The 16,091-nt window shown below is 61.1% G+C and carries 17 protein-coding genes; 10 read left to right on the forward strand and 7 right to left on the reverse strand.

Annotation, left to right across the window (positions count from 1 at the left end; translation table 11 throughout):
* Positions 1-105: 105 nt before the first annotated feature.
* Positions 106-513 (forward strand): response regulator, encoded by a 408-nt coding sequence (locus V6Z53_RS13905; RefSeq protein WP_338586094.1) that lies wholly within the window; start codon positions 106-108, stop codon positions 511-513.
* 73 nt (positions 514-586) lie between these two features.
* Complete coding sequence (locus tag V6Z53_RS13910) at positions 587-1,252, forward strand: HAD family hydrolase (RefSeq protein WP_338586095.1); 666 nt, start codon at positions 587-589, stop codon at positions 1,250-1,252.
* A gap of 176 nt (positions 1,253-1,428) precedes the next feature.
* On the opposite strand, the gene V6Z53_RS13915 is transcribed toward V6Z53_RS13910, so the two are convergent.
* Positions 1,429-2,376 (reverse strand): GlxA family transcriptional regulator, encoded by a 948-nt coding sequence (locus V6Z53_RS13915; protein WP_338586096.1) that lies wholly within the window; start codon positions 2,374-2,376, stop codon positions 1,429-1,431.
* Between the two features lie 124 nt (positions 2,377-2,500).
* Here V6Z53_RS13915 and V6Z53_RS13920 point away from each other — a divergent pair, with 124 nt between their 5' ends.
* Both V6Z53_RS13920 and V6Z53_RS13925 read left to right on the forward strand, forming a co-directional pair.
* Complete coding sequence (locus tag V6Z53_RS13920; protein WP_338586097.1) at positions 2,501-3,292, forward strand: SDR family oxidoreductase; 792 nt, start codon at positions 2,501-2,503, stop codon at positions 3,290-3,292.
* A gap of 102 nt (positions 3,293-3,394) precedes the next feature.
* A complete protein-coding gene (locus V6Z53_RS13925) occupies positions 3,395-4,303 on the forward strand; it encodes a pyridoxal-phosphate dependent enzyme (protein WP_338586099.1) in 909 nt (302 codons plus the stop codon).
* A 68-nt stretch (positions 4,304-4,371) separates the two neighbouring features.
* On the opposite strand, the gene V6Z53_RS13930 is transcribed toward V6Z53_RS13925, so the two are convergent.
* Both V6Z53_RS13930 and V6Z53_RS13935 read right to left on the reverse strand, forming a co-directional pair.
* On the reverse strand, positions 4,372-4,689 hold the full coding sequence (locus tag V6Z53_RS13930) for a DUF2388 domain-containing protein (protein WP_338586100.1): 318 nt from the start codon (positions 4,687-4,689) through the stop codon (positions 4,372-4,374).
* Positions 4,690-4,790: 101 nt separating this feature from the next.
* Positions 4,791-5,807, reverse strand: coding sequence for a GlxA family transcriptional regulator (locus V6Z53_RS13935; RefSeq protein WP_338586101.1), 1,017 nt, complete (start codon positions 5,805-5,807; stop codon positions 4,791-4,793).
* Between the two features lie 258 nt (positions 5,808-6,065).
* On the opposite strand from V6Z53_RS13935, the gene V6Z53_RS13940 reads away from it, so the two are divergent.
* The gene (locus tag V6Z53_RS13940; RefSeq protein ID WP_338586102.1) at positions 6,066-7,004 is read left to right on the forward strand and encodes a cyclase family protein; all 939 of its coding nucleotides are present in this window, start codon (positions 6,066-6,068) and stop codon (positions 7,002-7,004) included.
* A 175-nt stretch (positions 7,005-7,179) separates the two neighbouring features.
* Entirely contained in the window at positions 7,180-8,115 is a 936-nt protein-coding gene (locus V6Z53_RS13945; RefSeq protein WP_338586103.1) for a LysR family transcriptional regulator, read from the forward strand.
* On the opposite strand, the gene V6Z53_RS13950 is transcribed toward V6Z53_RS13945, so the two are convergent.
* The 3 genes from V6Z53_RS13950 to V6Z53_RS13960 all read right to left on the reverse strand — a co-directional run bounded on the left by V6Z53_RS13950 (position 8,108) and on the right by V6Z53_RS13960 (position 10,715).
* On the reverse strand, positions 8,108-9,091 hold the full coding sequence (locus V6Z53_RS13950; protein WP_338586104.1) for a cyclase family protein: 984 nt from the start codon (positions 9,089-9,091) through the stop codon (positions 8,108-8,110). The two genes, V6Z53_RS13945 and V6Z53_RS13950, sit on opposite strands and share 8 nt — an antisense overlap.
* Before the next feature lie 129 nt (positions 9,092-9,220).
* The gene (locus tag V6Z53_RS13955) at positions 9,221-9,535 is read right to left on the reverse strand and encodes an NIPSNAP family protein (RefSeq protein WP_150701430.1); all 315 of its coding nucleotides are present in this window, start codon (positions 9,533-9,535) and stop codon (positions 9,221-9,223) included.
* A gap of 13 nt (positions 9,536-9,548) precedes the next feature.
* Positions 9,549-10,715: an iron-containing alcohol dehydrogenase gene (locus V6Z53_RS13960; RefSeq protein WP_338586106.1), complete on the reverse strand. Its 1,167-nt coding sequence runs from the start codon at positions 10,713-10,715 to the stop codon at positions 9,549-9,551.
* A gap of 154 nt (positions 10,716-10,869) precedes the next feature.
* Here V6Z53_RS13960 and V6Z53_RS13965 point away from each other — a divergent pair, with 154 nt between their 5' ends.
* The 4 genes from V6Z53_RS13965 (at position 10,870) to V6Z53_RS13980 (ending at position 15,164) form a co-directional block, all read left to right on the forward strand.
* The gene (locus V6Z53_RS13965) at positions 10,870-11,658 is read left to right on the forward strand and encodes an SDR family oxidoreductase (protein ID WP_338586107.1); all 789 of its coding nucleotides are present in this window, start codon (positions 10,870-10,872) and stop codon (positions 11,656-11,658) included.
* 284 nt (positions 11,659-11,942) lie between these two features.
* A complete protein-coding gene (locus V6Z53_RS13970) occupies positions 11,943-13,256 on the forward strand; it encodes an MFS transporter (protein ID WP_338586108.1) in 1,314 nt (437 codons plus the stop codon).
* Between the two features lies 1 nt (position 13,257).
* Positions 13,258-14,376, forward strand: coding sequence for an NAD(P)/FAD-dependent oxidoreductase (locus V6Z53_RS13975; protein WP_338586109.1), 1,119 nt, complete (start codon positions 13,258-13,260; stop codon positions 14,374-14,376).
* 194 nt (positions 14,377-14,570) lie between these two features.
* The gene (locus V6Z53_RS13980; RefSeq protein ID WP_338586110.1) at positions 14,571-15,164 is read left to right on the forward strand and encodes a DinB family protein; all 594 of its coding nucleotides are present in this window, start codon (positions 14,571-14,573) and stop codon (positions 15,162-15,164) included.
* Here V6Z53_RS13980 and V6Z53_RS13985 read toward each other — a convergent pair.
* Positions 15,085-16,005: a LysR substrate-binding domain-containing protein gene (locus tag V6Z53_RS13985; protein ID WP_338586111.1), complete on the reverse strand. Its 921-nt coding sequence runs from the start codon at positions 16,003-16,005 to the stop codon at positions 15,085-15,087. The two genes, V6Z53_RS13980 and V6Z53_RS13985, sit on opposite strands and share 80 nt — an antisense overlap.
* Between the last annotated feature and the right edge of the window lie 86 nt (positions 16,006-16,091).

A 16,091-nucleotide genomic window follows, 5' to 3' on the forward strand; every position in this document is an offset into this window, starting at 1 on the left:
CCTCCCTGTATCAAAAATGAATTTCCGCCGAGTCCGCTGCTCCTACCTGTAGGCAGCGGATTCAAGCCCGCGAAATCATAGGTGCAATCAGGGAGCGGCAAGGTCATGAGTCGACTATCGACGAGGGGCGCAGATCTTCCAGGCGGGTTGATTCTGGTGGTTGAAGATGATCCGCTGATCCTGGAATTTCTCTGTGAAATTCTTCAGGAAGAAGGTTTTTCGGTTGAGCCGCATAACAGCGCGGATGCCGCATCGGTGTACCTGCAACAGCATGCCAATCAGGTCGGGCTGTTGCTGACGGATATCACCATGCCCGGCAAACTTAACGGCGCGGACCTTGCCAACCAGTTCGGTGATCGTTGGCCCGACAAGCCGATCATGATCATGTCCGGCTACGAAACGCCGGAAACCTCCGGCGTTCGTCATCAAGTGTCGTTCATCAAGAAACCCTGGGCGATCGGTTCGCTGCTGGACTGCGTAAACGGTGCGTTCGCGTCGAAGAAACCCCACTGATCGGCTGTGCCCTCAACCCCTCGCAAATGCTACATTGCCCGGCACATCCGCCCCGGCACCTGCGAGGTTTCCCTTGTCCGCTCAACCCTCGGTCTTCAACACGCCATACCGCGCCTTCCTGTTCGACATGGACGGCACCATCCTCACCTCGATTGCCGCCGCTGAACGGGTCTGGACTCAATGGGCCGTGCGCCACGGTGTCGATGTCGAAACCTTCCTGCCGACCATTCACGGCGCCCGCGCCATCGATAGCATCAAGCGCCTGGCGTTGCCCGGTGTCGATGCCGAAGCAGAAGCGGCGTGGATCACCGAGGCGGAAATCGAAGATGTCGAAGGGGTTGAAGAGGTGACTGGCGCGGCGCAGTTTCTCAAGTCGCTGCCGGCTCATCAGTGGGCCATCGTCACCTCCGCACCGAGAACGCTGGCGTTGCGGCGCATGGCGGCAGCCGGGATTCCCGAGCCGGATGTGATGGTCACTGCCGAAGACGTCAGTGTCGGCAAACCTGATCCGGCAGGTTATCGGTTGGCTGCTCAAAGATTGGGTGTCGAGATCAACGATTGTCTGGTGTTCGAAGATGCGACGGTGGGGATTCTTGCAGCCGAAGCGGCGGGGGCGGACTTGCTGGTTGTGACGGCGACGCATGATGAACCGATCGAGACGGAACATGCGACGTTGGCTGGTTATGAGTTGGTGGAGGCCCATTTGGGTGAGCAGGGCCTCAGCCTGCGCACAATCTAACTGTGGGAGCCAGCCCGCTGGCGATTGCGGCGTGACAGTCAACATCAATGTCGACTGATATGACGCCATCGCCAGCAGGCTGGCTCCCACAGGGAATTGGGTGTTCAGTAGATTCCGGGAATCAGCCGCCAGCAGCAATCCATCCCCCGACCGTTTGCCCAGCACAAACTCCAGCCTCAAGCGGCCGTGTCGCTGCGGGCATTGCGCCGAATCACCTGCGGCGGCTGCCCGAACGCCCTCAAGAACGCTTCACGCATGCGGCGGCGGTCGCTGAAGCCGGTTTCCCGGGCGATCTGGTCGAGGGTCAAACGCCCGCGTTCAAGCATTTGCCGCGCCGCTTCCAGGCGCAGGTTTTCGATGGCTTTTGCTGGCGATTGCCCGGTTTCGGCGCGGAAAGCGCGGCTGAACTGTCGTGGGCTGAGGCGCGCCACATCGGCCAATTGTTCGACCGATAACGCTTGGGCGAGGTGTTCTCGGGCGTAACCCAAAACGGTCTGGATTCGGTCGGATTTCGGCTCCAGCTCCAACAGCGCGGAATGCTGCGACTGGCCACCGGCGCGGCGGTGGTACATCACCAGTTTCTGCGCCACCGAGCGGGCGAGTTCGGCGCCGTGGTCCTTTTCAACCATGGCCAGCGCCAGGTCGATACCGGCGGTCATGCCGGCAGAGGTCCAGACCGAGCCGTCGATCACGTAGATGCGGTCGGCTTCAACCTTGATCGAGGGAAAGCGTTCCTGCAGTTGCCGCGCGTAGGCCCAATGCGTGGTCGCTCGGCGGCCGTCGAGCAAACCGGCCTGGGCCATGACAAAGGCGCCGGAGCAGATCGACGCCGTGCGCCGTGCGGTCTGGGCGCTGGTTCGCAAGTAATCCAGTACGGCTTCGGGTGCCTGTTCGAGGATGGCATCGCCGCCGACCACGATGACGGTGTCGATCACTCGTTCATCGAACGCCTCGCTGCCGACCGTCAACCCGCCGGAAGCGCGTAACGTGCGGCCGTCCGCGGACAGTACACGCACGTCATACAGCGTTTCGCCCGCGCTGAAATTGGCGTACTCGAACACCGGCATCGCCGCCAGCGACATCGACTGGAACCCCTCGAAAACCACAAACGCCACGGAAATCATCGATATGTCCTCAAACGGCCATGTCCGAAAAACGTACTTTAAACGTCATTTGCGACGCGTGCGAGTGCCTTTATAACAACTCACACCCGGCGAACCTCTCGCCTCATCTTGAAGGAAATTGCACATGGCACTCTCATCCAAAGGCACCGCACTGATCACCGGCGCCTCATCAGGCATTGGCGCGGTGTATGCCGACCGTCTCGCCCGCCAGGGTTATGACCTGATTCTGGTGGCGCGCAGCCAGGCGAAACTCACCGCGTTGGCCAATCGTTTGAGCGATGCAACAGGGCGCAACGTGGAAGTGGTTACTGCTGATTTGAAAGAAAAAGCGGATTTGCTGCGGGTCGAACAGATCCTGCGCAAGGACGCCAGCATCACGCTGCTGGTCAACAACGCGGGGGTCGGCGCGGTGATGCCGCTGCTGGTCAGCCCGGTGGATGACATGCAAGACATGATCACCCTTAATATCACCGCGCTGACGCGCTTGGCGTATGCCGTGGCCCCCGGTTTCGTCGCACGTGGCGCCGGCACCGTGATCAACATTGCTTCGATCGTCGCCATCGCCCCGGAAATTCTCAACGGCGTATACGGCGGGACCAAGGCTTTTGTCCTGGCCTTGAGTCAGTCGATGCACCACGAGCTGGCCGACAAGGGCGTGCGTGTACAGGCCGTATTGCCGGGCGCCACCGCCACCGACTTCTGGAGCGAAGCCGGCCACCCGGTGGAAAACCTGCCGCAGGAAATCGTCATGCCCGTCGACGAGATGGTCGATGCGGCGCTGATGGGCCTGGCCAATGGCGAAGTGGTGACCATCCCGGGCCTGCACGACGGTGCACAGTGGGATCGCTACGAAGCCCAGCGCCAGGTGCTATCCGGCTTGTTCGGCAACTCCACGGCGGCGCCGCGTTATCGCTGAGACGTAATGCCGTTGCGGGGTGGGCTAAGCTAGGAGAAGGACCGTTCACCATTGGCCCGTTGAAAATCTCGACGGGCCTTCGGCGTGCAACAGGAGCCGAAAATGCTTCACATCAGAACGCCGCTGATCCTGCATCCAGACCTGTCGACCCCAACCCGCCGCATCTGGCTCAAACTGGAAAACCTGCAACCGAGCGGCTCGTTCAAGCTGCGCGGCATTGGGCTTTTGTGCAGTCAGGCAGCTGAGCAAGGTAAGCGCAAAGTGATTTGCCCTTCTGCCGGCAACGCCGGGTTTGCCACCGCCGTGGCCGCCGCCCGCCTGGGGTTGAAGGCCCGCATTGTCGTGCCCAACACCACCCCGGAATCCACCCGCAACAAGATCAAGAAAACCGGTGCCGAGGTGATCGTTCATGGCAAGGTCTGGGACGAGGCCAATCTGCGGGCCAAAGAGCTGGCGCAAGGTGCAGACACCGAATACGTGCCGGCCTTCGACCATCCCGTTTTGTGGGAGGGGCACAGCACGATGATCGATGAGATTCTTGAGGATTGCCCGCAGGTCGATGCGCTGGTGACCTCGGTAGGCGGCGGTGGGTTGCTGGCGGGGATTCTCACTGGACTGATCCGCCACAAGCGCATGGACTGCCGGATCATCGCCTGCGAGACAGAAGGGTCAGCGTCTTTTTCCGCTGCTGTCGGTGCCGGGCATCCAGTCAAATTCCCACGGATCGACACGGTCGCCCGGTCGCTCGGCGCAACAGTGGTGGCGGCATGGCCGGTACAGCACATCCTCGATTTTCCCCACGAATGCGTGGTGCTCAGCGACGAGGACGCAATCATGGGCGTGGTGCGTTATGCCAGCGATCTGCGCCAGTTGGTCGAGCCTGCCTGCGGTGTTTCACTGGCAGTCGCTTACCTGGATCACCCGGCAATCGCCGAGGCCCACGACGTAGTGATTGTGGTGTGCGGCGGGGTCAGCATCAGTGCGCAACTGGTGGCTGGCTGGGCGCGCTGAGTCGCAAGCGAGGCAGGGCGGGAAACGCTATTCGGGTTTCACCAGCCCCACCGACGGGTTGACGTGTCTTATTGACCTGCCGCAACGCCTTCCTGGACGAGAATGGCGCGAGCCAGATCTTCATCGCTAGCGTTAAGGCCGGGATTTTCCTGACGGATCCGTTGCAGGACCTGCTCCAGATACACGCCGCGAATCGCGCCGCCACTGGCCACGAAGCTGGAGGCGTCATCCCGGGCGGGAATCATCAGTTTGTCATCCTTGAACGTCGAGTACAGCGAGGCGGAGACCCCGGCTGAAGTGGCGACGTCGCCCGCATCCACTTTAGCCATTGCGGAGCCGAACGGTAAGCACAGCACAAGGGAAGAAATGATAATCAGACGGCGCATGACGGTGTCCTCTGAAAGCGTGCAGCAAAAAGGAAACATCTCACCTTTTAGGATGCACGGCGGTCGCCGAGAGTTCCCTGATGCTGCTTCAGGCCGGTGATTCAGCGCGAAAACCGGCTGCGATAATCCCTCGGCGAAACCCCCAGGTTGCGCTGAAACGTCAGGCGCATGCGCTCTTCGTCGCCAAAGCCGCACAGGCGGGAAATTTGATCGATATTGCGTTCGGAATCTTCCAGCAGACGCCGGGCAGCTTCGACCCGCAGCACTTCCACGGCTTTGGCGGGGGTGCGGCCGGTCTTGAGTTTGTAGACCCGGGCGAAGTTGCGTGGGCTCATTTGCACCTGCTGGGCGAGCCGGTCGATGGTGAGGTTTTCACCTTCCAGGTTCTGCGTGATCCACAGGTGCAGGTCGTCGAAGGCGGCGCCTTCGCTGGTTTGCGATTGCAGCAATTGACTGTACTGGGCCTGGCCACCGGGGCGCTTGAGGAACACCACCATTTCCCGCGCGACCAGCAGCGCCAGTTCACGCCCGCAGTCCTCTTCGACCAGCGCCAGTGCCAGGTCGATGCCGGCGCTGACCCCGGCGGAAGTCCAGACCGAACCCTGCTGGACAAAGATCGCATCGTTGTCGACTTCGATCGACGGGTGACGTTCCTTGAGCATGCCGCACATCGCCCAATGGGTGGCGGCGCGTCGGCCGTCGAGCAATCCGGCTTCGGCCAGCAGGAACGTGCCGCTGCACACCGAGGCGGTGCGTCTGACCTTGGTCGACGCTTCCTTGAGCCAGTCGACCAGTTCCAGGGAATTGCTCATTGCCAGAATAATCACCGGTGCGCCCGGGACGATCAGGGTGTCGATCGTTTGATCAGCGAAATCGCTCAATGGCACGGTGTCGACGGCCAGGCCTTCGGCGGTCTGGATCAGGCCGCCGGTGAGGCTGGCGGTTTGCAGTTTGTAGCCCGGCAGCTTGCTGCTGTCGAGGTAACGGGAGGCCGCCCAGAACACGGTTTGCGCGCCAGTCAGGTCCAGCAGGCCCATTTCTGGATAGGCGAGGAAGACGATCAAACGCGATTGTTCGGATTGGATTTCGCGGGCGGCGGTGGGGTTTGCGATGTTCATAGGCTTCTGTTTCAGCGAGTTGGAATAATCATAATTCGCAAACGATCTAAGCGTTATCGCAATTGGTCGACTGTCAGGATTTCAGGGTTTGTTGTCAGTCGATCGTCCGGTTCTCACTCTAGCACCGCTGGCGAGTTAAGCAGATAGCCAGGCAATCACTCGTGAAAATCCAGAACAAATGTATTGTCGATAGCTGTCTGTTTCCGCACTAACAGGCTGGGTACCTTGGGTTCATCGAAACCAGACAAGGACTCCCACATGCTCAATCGCCTGGCCCTGCCATTCGCCCTGCTGCTCACAGTCAATGCCGCCCACGCCGCGGATGCTGAAAAATGGTACCCGTCCAAATACGGCGCCAACGATGAAATCGGCGCGCTGAACCTGCTCAACGCCGAATCAGTAATCAATGCCGCCAAGCTGATCAAGACCGGTAAAACCTACCCGCTGGCCGTGCCCATCGACAAAAACCTGCCGGCGTTCCGTCATCGCAGTTTTCACCTGACCAACGTTCAACCGGGTGAGGCGGGCGGCACCACGATGGGGCCGAACAAATTCACCTTCAATGATGAACTGGTGGTCGGCTGGACCGGTGTCGGCACGCAGCTCAACGGCATCGGCCACATCGGGATCGACAACGTCTACTACAACGGCAACCGCGCGGCGGATTTCGTCACCGTGGAAGGCGTGCAGAAACTCGGCATCGAAAAGGTCCCGCCAATTGTCACTCGCGGCGTGGTACTGGACATGACGGCGGTGTACGGCAGCGCCATCGTGCCGGAGAAAACCGAGTTCACCGTTGCCGACATTCAGAAGGCGTTGGACCTGCAAGGCGTCAGCATCGAGAAGGGTGATGTGGTGCTGTTCAACACCGGTTGGCTGGAACTGCTGGGCAAGGACAACGAGAAATTCCTCGCGGTGGAACCGGGCATCGGCATGGCGGCGGCTAAATGGTTGGCGGACAAACAGATCGTCGCTTTCGGTGGTGATACCTGGGCTTCGGAAATCTACCCTGGCACCGATGGCCAGGAATTCCCGGTCAACCAGTTCATGCTGGCCAAGAATGGTATCTACAATCTGGAGCTGATCGACAGCCGCGCACTGGTCCGCGACAAGGCCTGGACCTTCATGTTCGTGCTCGGGCAGCCGCTGTACAAAGGCTCGACCCAGGTCAACATCAACCCGGTGGCGATTCGCTGATAGTTACCGATCACTTTGCGGTTACTGTTCAATCACCGACAACGCGACCTGTAGGAGCATGGCTTGCCCGCGATGGCGTTCTCGAAATCGCTATCGCTATCGCGGGCAAGCCTTGCTCCTACAAAAAAAGCGGTCAGCATGTTGGTCCTGGGTTACCCATTGAATCAGAGCACACATGGATACGATTCCTTCACTTTCCAGCATCGCCGCACGCTTGCGCCTCAAACAACTGCGCCTGTTGATCGCACTGGATGAGCGCGGCTCGTTGCACAAGGCCGCCGAGCAGATTTCCATTTCCCAGTCCGGCGCCACCAAGGCATTGCATGAAGTCGAGGCGCTGCTCGGCATGCCGCTGTTTGAGCGCCAGCCCCAAGGTTTGGTGGCCAACGAAATGGGCCGTTGCATGATCCGCTACGCGCGGCTGATCTACAGCGACGTCGAGCATCTGCGCGAAGACATGCTGAGCATCCTGCGCGGTCAGGGCGGAAGGTTGTCGGTGGGCGTGATCATGGGCGCGGTGCCGCTGCTGACCCGGGCCTTGACCGAACTGCGCCTCAAGCAGCCGCAGCTGTCCATCGAAGTGGTGGAGAACACCAGTGCCAACCTGCTCGCGTTGCTGGATCAGGGGCGACTGGACCTGGCCATTTGTCGCACCAGCGTCGGGCAGCGTTCGGACGCTTATGACTGCATCGTGTTGAGCGAAGAACCGTTGGCGGTAGTCGCCAGCAAGGACCATCCGCTGGCGGCTGCGACGTCGTTGCAGTTGGCGCAGTTGAGCGATTACCGCTGGGTGGTTTATCCCAAGGACATGCCAATGCGTCAGGCGTTGGAGCGCGAACTGGAAGAGGCCGGGCTGGATATTCCGCGTTATCCGCTGGAGACCTCGTCGATCTTCGCCACCATTTTGCTGGTGCAGCAAGACCCGACCTTGCTGGCGGTGATCCCGGCGGAAGTCGCTCAGTTCTGTGCGCAATTCGAATTACTGGTGACCCTGCCGTTGTCGATGCGTGCCCTGGTCGAACCATATGGCGCGATCAGCCGGGCCGGCGCCGACTTACCTCCGGCGGCGACCCTGCTGATCAACGAGTTGCAGCAACCGACGCTTACTTGATCACAATCGGATTCACCGGTGCGCCCGTGCCGCCTACGATTTTCAGCGGCGCGGCGGTGTAGAGAAACTGCCACTGACCGTCAGCAGCGCAATCGTCGGCCAGCGCATCGAGCAGGGCGACTTCGGTGAAGGTCACACCGAGGTTGCGCATCAAGGCGTTGTGCAGCGGAATCAACACACCTGAAGACGGGTCGACCGCCACTTCATTGGCCATGGTGTCGGTGACCAGGTTGGGGATTTCCATCTGGTGAAACCACTCCACCAGTTCACGGCTGAAGGTCAGGCCCGGTTCGGCGAAATCCTTGTAGAACTCTTCCGGCTCGCGCTCATAGAACGAGCCGATCCAGCCTGTGCGGATGATCAGAATGTCGCGCTTGTGGATCTCGATGCCCTGGGCTTTCGCAGCGGCCAGCAGGTCGTGGTGATTGAAGGTTTCGCCCTTGTCCAGCACCGCTTTGCCGCGATGGCGGGCCATGTCGATCAGCACCGCACGACCGACGATGCCGCGCTCGGCGATCGGCAGGATGCTGGCTTTGTCCATGCTGCCGATGGTGCTCATGGCGTCGTAGCCGTTCCACAGTTTGTTGTCGTGCCAGACATGGCCCAACGCATCGTATTGGGTCGAGCCTTGCAGGTGCATGAAGATCACGTCGTCGGCGTATTCGACGTGACCATCGAAGTGGGTTTTGCCGGCCAGGAAGTGGCCCTTGTCGAGCACGTTGACCCGCATCGACGGACGTCGGCCGGGCCACAGCGGCTCACCTTTCGGGTGACCGATCTGCACTTGCAGGGTGAAGGTCTTGCCCTGTCGCACAGAGGCGATGCCACGGAGGATCTCGGCACTTTGCAGGTAATTCAGGGCACCGACTTCATCGTCCGGCCCCCATTTGCCCCAGTTGGTCGGCAGGCCTTCGAGCAGGGCCTTGATGTCGGGAGAACGGTCGGCGGCGGTGTTATTGGTGTTGTGGTCGCACATGGGGGGTGTCCTTGGTTTAACAGAATCAACGGTCCTTGTGGGAGCCAGCCTGCTGGCGATGGCGGCAGCACATGCAACATTTATGTGGCTGACCCACCGCCATCGCCAGCAGGCTGGCTCCCACAGGGATTATTTGATCGGGGAGAATTGCGCCGGCATCAGCAGCTTCGATTCCATCTTCTCCAGCATCGGGAAGGCGATTGGCACGAAGCCTTCGAGCCAGTCCGGGTCCTGGTACAGCGCGGCGCGTTTCTTGATCCGGTCATCCAGGCTCTCGTAGGCCCAGATGTGGATCACCTGGTTCAGCTCGCCGATTTCCGTGTACCACCAGCCCACCAGCGTGGTGTAGCGGGAAATCACCGGCAGGCCGTTTTCCTCGAAGTGCTTGAGGTAGGTTTGCATTTTTCCAATCTGGATCGTGTAGGTGCGCATTTCGTAAAACATGGGGGCTCGTCTCTCAAGAATGAATGCCGTGGAAGGCGTTGCTGATGATTCGCTCGACGTCGGCGGCCGTGGTCAAGCGCGGGTTGACCAGCACGTTGCCGCTGCGCATCGAGTCGCTGACCATTTGCGGCATGTAGTCCAGGTCCACGCCCAGGTCCTTGATGTTGTCGGGAATGCCGATGGCCTTGTTCAGCGCCATCACGTGCTCCACGACTTTGTGTCCGGCGCGGGCAGGGCTCAGACCGTCGACGTTTTCGCCCATGGCCAGGGCAATTTCACGGAACAGTTCAGGGCAGGCCGGCAGGTTGTATTCGATGACGTAAGGCAGCAGCGTGGCGTTGGCGATGCCGTGGGGAATATTGAAAACGCCGCCGAAGGTGTGGGAGATCGCATGCACGTTGCCCAGTTTCGATTGGGCGAATGCGACGCCGGCGAGGAATGACGCAAGCAGCATTTGTTCCCGGGCGTGCAAATCGGAGCCTGTGAAAAACGCTTTCGGCAGGTAGGTGCAGATCATCTTGATCGCTTGCAGGGCCAAGGCCTGGCTGATCGGGTTGGCCTGCTTCGACACGTAGGATTCGATGGCGTGGGTCAGGGCGTCCATGCCGGTGGCGGCGGTGATCGACGGTGGCAGCTTGAGGGTCAGTTCGGCGTCGAGAATCGCCAGTTTGGGGAACAGCGCCGGGCTGATGATCACCGTTTTGAACAGGGTCTTGGTGTTGGTGAACACCGTCGATGCGGTGCACTCGCTGCCGGTACCCGAGGTGGTCGGGATGGCGAAGATCGGCAGCGGCGGGTGCAGCAGTTTGTCGTAGCCCTCGTAGTCGAGAATGTTGCCGGGGTTGGTGGCCATCGCCGCCACGCCTTTGGCGGTGTCGATGCTGCTGCCGCCACCGACGCCGATCACCGCGTCGCACTCGTGGTTTTTCAGGAACTCGACGGCGCGTTCCAGTACATCGGTGGTGGGATTGGGTTCGACACCGGCAAACACTTCATAAGCAATTTCGCTGCCATCCAGCGAGGCAAAAAAGCTCTCCAGCACGCCCGACGCCATCAGCCCTTGGTCAGTAACCACCAGCAGTTTCTTGCGAACATGGGGCTTGAGCAGCGCACCGGCCTGACGCACCAGGCCGTTGCCGCTTTTCAGGGTCGTGGGGAAATAAAACTGGAACGGGTTCATCGGCTACTCCGGTTCTTATTGGTCTGGAGACAGTAATAAGCGGGACGGGCGGCCGGTAATGAAAAGGTCTGATACAGCGATCACCCTTTGTCATCCCCCGAAGTGGCGGCAGGCGGTGGTAACGTAACGCCTTCGAAACGTGAGGAGCATGGTCATGGATTTGGGTATTTCGGGACGCTGGGCAATCGTCTGCGCCGCCAGCAAGGGCTTGGGCCTGGCCTGCGCGCGGGCCTTGGCGAAGGAGGGCGTGAACCTGGTGATCAACGCCCGTGGCGACGAAACGTTGCAGGCGGCTGCGGTGGAATTGCGCGGGTTGGCGCCAAGCATCGAGGTGCGCACCGTGGTTGGGGACATCAGCGAGCCTGCCGTGCGCGCCCAAGTGCTGGCGGCGTGTCCGCAGGTGGACATCCTGGTCAACAACGCCGGTGGACCGCCGCCCGGTGACTTCCGCGACTGGCAGCGCGAGGACTGGTTGAAAGCGCTGGATGCCAACATGCTCACGCCCATCGAGCTGATCAAGGCTTGCGTCGATGGCATGGCCGAGCGCGGTTTCGGGCGCATCGTCAACATCACTTCCGGCGCGGTGAAGGCGCCGATCGATGTGCTGGGCCTGTCCAACGGTGCCCGCAGCGGCCTGACCGGTTTCATCGCCGGGCTGGCGCGTCAGGCGCGCTTGGCCGGGAACAACGTCACCGTCAACAACCTGCTGCCGGGGCCGTTCGAAACCGAGCGCTTGCACAAAACCCTGAATGCCGCCGCCGAGGTCAACGGCACCAGCGTCGAAAGCATCGCCGAGCAACGCCGCAAAAATGTCCCGGCGCAACGCTTCGGCCAGCCTGATGAATTCGGCGCTTACTGCGCGTTCATCTGCGGCGCCCAGTCCGGTTTCCTGACCGGGCAAAACCTGTTGCTGGACGGCGGCAGCTACCCCGGCACGTTCTGATCATTTCCGGGGGGATGACAATCAGTGATCCCCCAATCAGATCCCATCATTATTCAGCACGCGGGGGCGTGATTAGAGTGGGGCCGCTTGCCTCATGTCAGTCAGTCAAGACGCAAAAAAACTGTGGGAGCCAGCTGCTGGCGATAGCGGTGGGTCAGCCCCAAAAATGTTGGATGTGCCGCCGCCATCGCCAGCAGGCTGGCTCCCACAGGAGATTGCAGTATTCATAACCTTGACGGACAGGCATCGGGCGACTCGACTCCACAACAATAAGAGCCCCCCACATGAACAACCCGAGTGCCGAAAGCCTGGCGTTGCCAGCTGCAACCGCGTCCGAACGTCCCACCAGCGTACGCTGGCGAATCTTCCTCATCATGTTGCTGCTGACCGCGATCAACTACATCGACCGCGCCTCGCTGTCGGTGGCGTTGCCGCTGATATCCAGCGAATTCCAGATCCCACCGGCCCTTGAAGGCCTGATGCTCAGCGCGTTTTTCTGGTCCTACGCCTTGATGCAGATTCCCGGCGGCATGCTGCTGGACCGCTTCCAGACTCGCCGCGTGATTGTCGTTGCGACTGTGGCCTGGGGCGCGTTCCAGGCGCTGGCGGCCGGTGCGCACAACTGGATCACGTTGTTGATCACCCGCATGGGCCTGGGCGTCGCCGAGTCGCCGATCATGCCCGCCGGTGCCAAGCTCAACGGCGCCTGGCTGACCCCCAACGAACGCGGTCGCGGCGCCGTGCTGGTCGATGGCGGTGCGCCGCTTGGCAGTGCCTTCGGCGCAATCATCATTGCCGGACTGATCGGCTGGTTCGACTCCTGGCGCATCGCCTTCGTGATCGCCGGGGTTGGCACCATGCTGGCCGGTGTGCTGGCCTGGAAATACATCCGCAATCATCCCAGCGAACACCCCAGCGTCAACGCCGCTGAGCTCAAGCACATCACCGAGGGCAACGCCACGGTCGGCCAGCCCGGCGCGGTCACCAGCGTCCCGTTCAAGGAACTGCTCAAGGACCGCTCGGTACTGGCGATGTTCGCCGGTTACTGCTGCATCCTCAGCGTGTTCTACGGCTTGCTGACCTGGATGCCGAGCTACCTGCACCAGACCCACGGCCTGAACATTTCCGGCATGGGCGGCGCGACATTCCTGATCTTCATGTGCGGCTTCGTCGGTGAGCTGGTCGGCGGTTACCTGGGGGATAAATGGAAATCCAGCGGCGCCTCGCCGAACCTGGTGATGCGCAGCATGTTCAGCGGCTCGGCGCTGGTCGCGGCACTGTGCATGTTGGCCACGGCCTACACCGCCGAGGCAAGTCAGGCGATCGGTTTGCTCTGCGTGGCGATGTTTTTCATTCGCTGGTGCGGCATGTACTGGTGCATTCCGTCGATCCTCGGCGGCACCTCGAAAACCGGCGTGCTGGCCGGCACCATGAACTTCTGCGGCAACATGGCCGGGGTGATCGTGCCGATCCTGATCGGTTTGATCGTGCAGTTCACCGGTTCGTATTTCCTGGTGCTGATCTTCTTCGTGGTCATGGCCATGCTGCTGGCGATATTCTCCAGCCTGATCGATTACCGCGAGCGAGGGCTGGTTTGACATGAGTGCAGGGCAGGGCAGCGTCGATATCGATTGCGTGGTGGTCGGGACCGGTGTGGTCGGCTTGGCGGTCGCCAGGGCGATGGCCATGAGCGGGCGCGAAGTGATTGTGCTCGAGGCCACAGAAGGCATCGGCACGGGCATCAGCTCGCGCAATTCCGAAGTGATCCACGCCGGCATCTATTACCCCGGCGGCAGCCTCAAGGCGCAGTTGTGCGTGGAGGGCAAGCAACGCCTCTACGGCTTCTGCGATGAGCGCGGCGTCAGCTATCAGCGCCTGGGCAAGTTGATCGTCGCCACCGATGAAGCGCAGCGTTCGGCCTTGCAGGTGTTGCTGGAGCAGGGTCGACGCAACGGCGTTGATGACCTGCAATGGCTGGACGCCGATCAGGCGCGGGAGTTTGAACCTGCGCTGTCCTGCGTCGCCGCGCTGTGGTCGCTGTCCACCGGGATTGTCGATTCCCACGGGCTGATGTTGGCGTTGCAGGGCGATGTCGAAGCCTGTGGCGGGGCGCTGGCGTTCCATTCGCCGCTACTGTCGGCACGCTGTATCGATCAAGGTTTCGAGCTGCACATCGGCGGTGCCGAACCCATGACCTTGAGCTGCCGCGAGTTGATCAATTGCGCCGGGTTGTCCGCGCCTGAGGTGGCGAGCCGTATCGCCGGTCTGCCTGCGCAGCACGTTGCAACGGCGCGACTGTGCAAGGGTAGCTATTTCAGCTTTAGCGGCCGCGCGCCGTTCCGGCATCTGGTGTACCCGGCGCCGGAAAGCGCAGGGCTGGGCGTGCACATGACCCTCGACCTCGGTGGTCAGGCGCGATTCGGGCCGGATGTGGAATGGGTCGATGCTGTGGATTACCGCGTGGACCCCGCTCGCGCCGACGGTTTTTATGCGGCGATTCGGCGTTATTGGCCGGGCTTGCCGGATAACAGCCTGCAACCAGCCTACAGCGGCATTCGCCCGAAAATCAGCGGCCCGGGCGAAGCGGCTGCCGACTTTTGCATCAGCGGCCCGGCCGAACATGGCGTGCCCGGTTTGGTCAATCTGTTCGGGATTGAATCACCGGGACTGACCAGTTGCCTGGCGCTGGCCGAGCGGGTCATGCGGCAGCTTGCATAACCCCCTGTAGGAGCGAGCCTGCTCGCGATGGACCCGAGAACTGCGCGGGGTGTCAGGCAGCCAACGTCATCGTTGACGACCATCGCGAGCAGGCTCACTCCTACAGGGGGGACGACCGATAATCAGCGTTCGCGCGGCGGCCCGTGGATAGCGCTATCCTTGAGGAATGCGCTCTTCGCCATCGGAGAAGTTCGATGATCAATGCACGCACTGCCCGCATGCTCGCCGATTACAAACAATGGGCCAACCGGCGTCTGTTCGACAACCTTGCGCAACTGCCGCCAGGCGAAATCGAGAAAGAACGCGCCGGGATCTTCAAGAGCATGATCGGCACCCTGAACCACATCTACGTGGTCGACTGCCTCTGGCAGGCCCATCTCGAAGGCCGTGGACACGGCTTCAAGACTTCCCATGATCTGGTCCATCCCGCTTTGCCCGACCTGCGTTCGGCACAACAGGACGTCGATCACTGGTACTGCGACTGGAGCGCCCGACAAACCGATGCCTCGCTGGACAAACCCCTGAGGTTCACGTTCATGTCCGGTGAAAGCGGCACCATGAGCGCCGGTGCGATGCTGATGCACGTGGTCAACCACGCCAGCTATCACCGTGGCTGGGTGATCCAGATGTACTTCGAAATCCCGGCCATGCCGCCGATGACCGACCTGCCGATCTACCTGCGCGAGACCGACCCGAACTTCAACTCGCTCAATGCCCCGGCAGTGGAACAGACATGTGCTCCGCAATTCGCGAGCGCAACCAACGTTCTGCCGGATCGTTATCGTTGACGCCATTCCAGACCATCGACAGTTCGGACAGGTTGATATCGAACGGCGGGTCATCGGCGCGCAACTGACCGCTGCCTTCGATCAACGCACACGCCGCATAATCCGGCACCGAAGCCAACATGTCGGTGCCCGCCAGCAAGGCACGCAGACCGGCGAACTGCGGCACCGCCAGCACCACCCGCCGTGAACGACCGATGCGCGCCAGATCATTATCGATGGCACCGCTCAAATCCCCGGAAAACGACACCAGCGCATGAGGCCGTTCGCAGAATTCGTCCAGGGTCAGCGGGCCTGGACGATCATCGCCGCGCAGCACCTTGACGCTCAAATCCCGCAGCTTTTTACGCTTGGCATTGGCCGGCAATTCGGTGGTGTAGCTGATCCCGACGGAAATCTCGCCGCTGGCGAGCATCGACGGCATCAACAGAAAATTCACCCGCCGCACCACAACCACGACGTTCTGCGCCTCTTCGCGGATTTGCTTGAGCAATGGTGGAAACAAGCCGAACTCGGCATCGTCGGACAAACCGATACGAAACACATCGCGACTGATAGACGGATCAAAATCCTTGGCCCGGCTGACCGCCCCGGAAATGGTGTCCATCGCCGGCTGCAACTCCTTGAGAATCACCAGCGCCCGCTGAGTCGGTTCCAACACCCGGCCATTGCGCACCAGCAACGGATCGTCGAACAAATCCCGCAACCGCGCCAACGCTGCGCTGACGGCGGGTTGGCCGAGGAACAGCTTCTCACCGGCGCGGGTCAGGTTTTTTTCGAACATGAGGGTTTCGAAAATCACCAACAGGTTCATGTCCACGCGGCGCAGGTCGTTGCGGTTCATGGGTGGTGGCTCGCTGGGGTTTGGGGTCTTTTGAGTAAAGCACCAAACCCTGATTTCGCGGTTACCAGGTTGAACAAATCTGTTCC

This window comes from Pseudomonas sp. MAG733B (genome assembly GCF_036884845.1).
In the GTDB taxonomy this organism is placed as follows: domain Bacteria; phylum Pseudomonadota; class Gammaproteobacteria; order Pseudomonadales; family Pseudomonadaceae; genus Aquipseudomonas.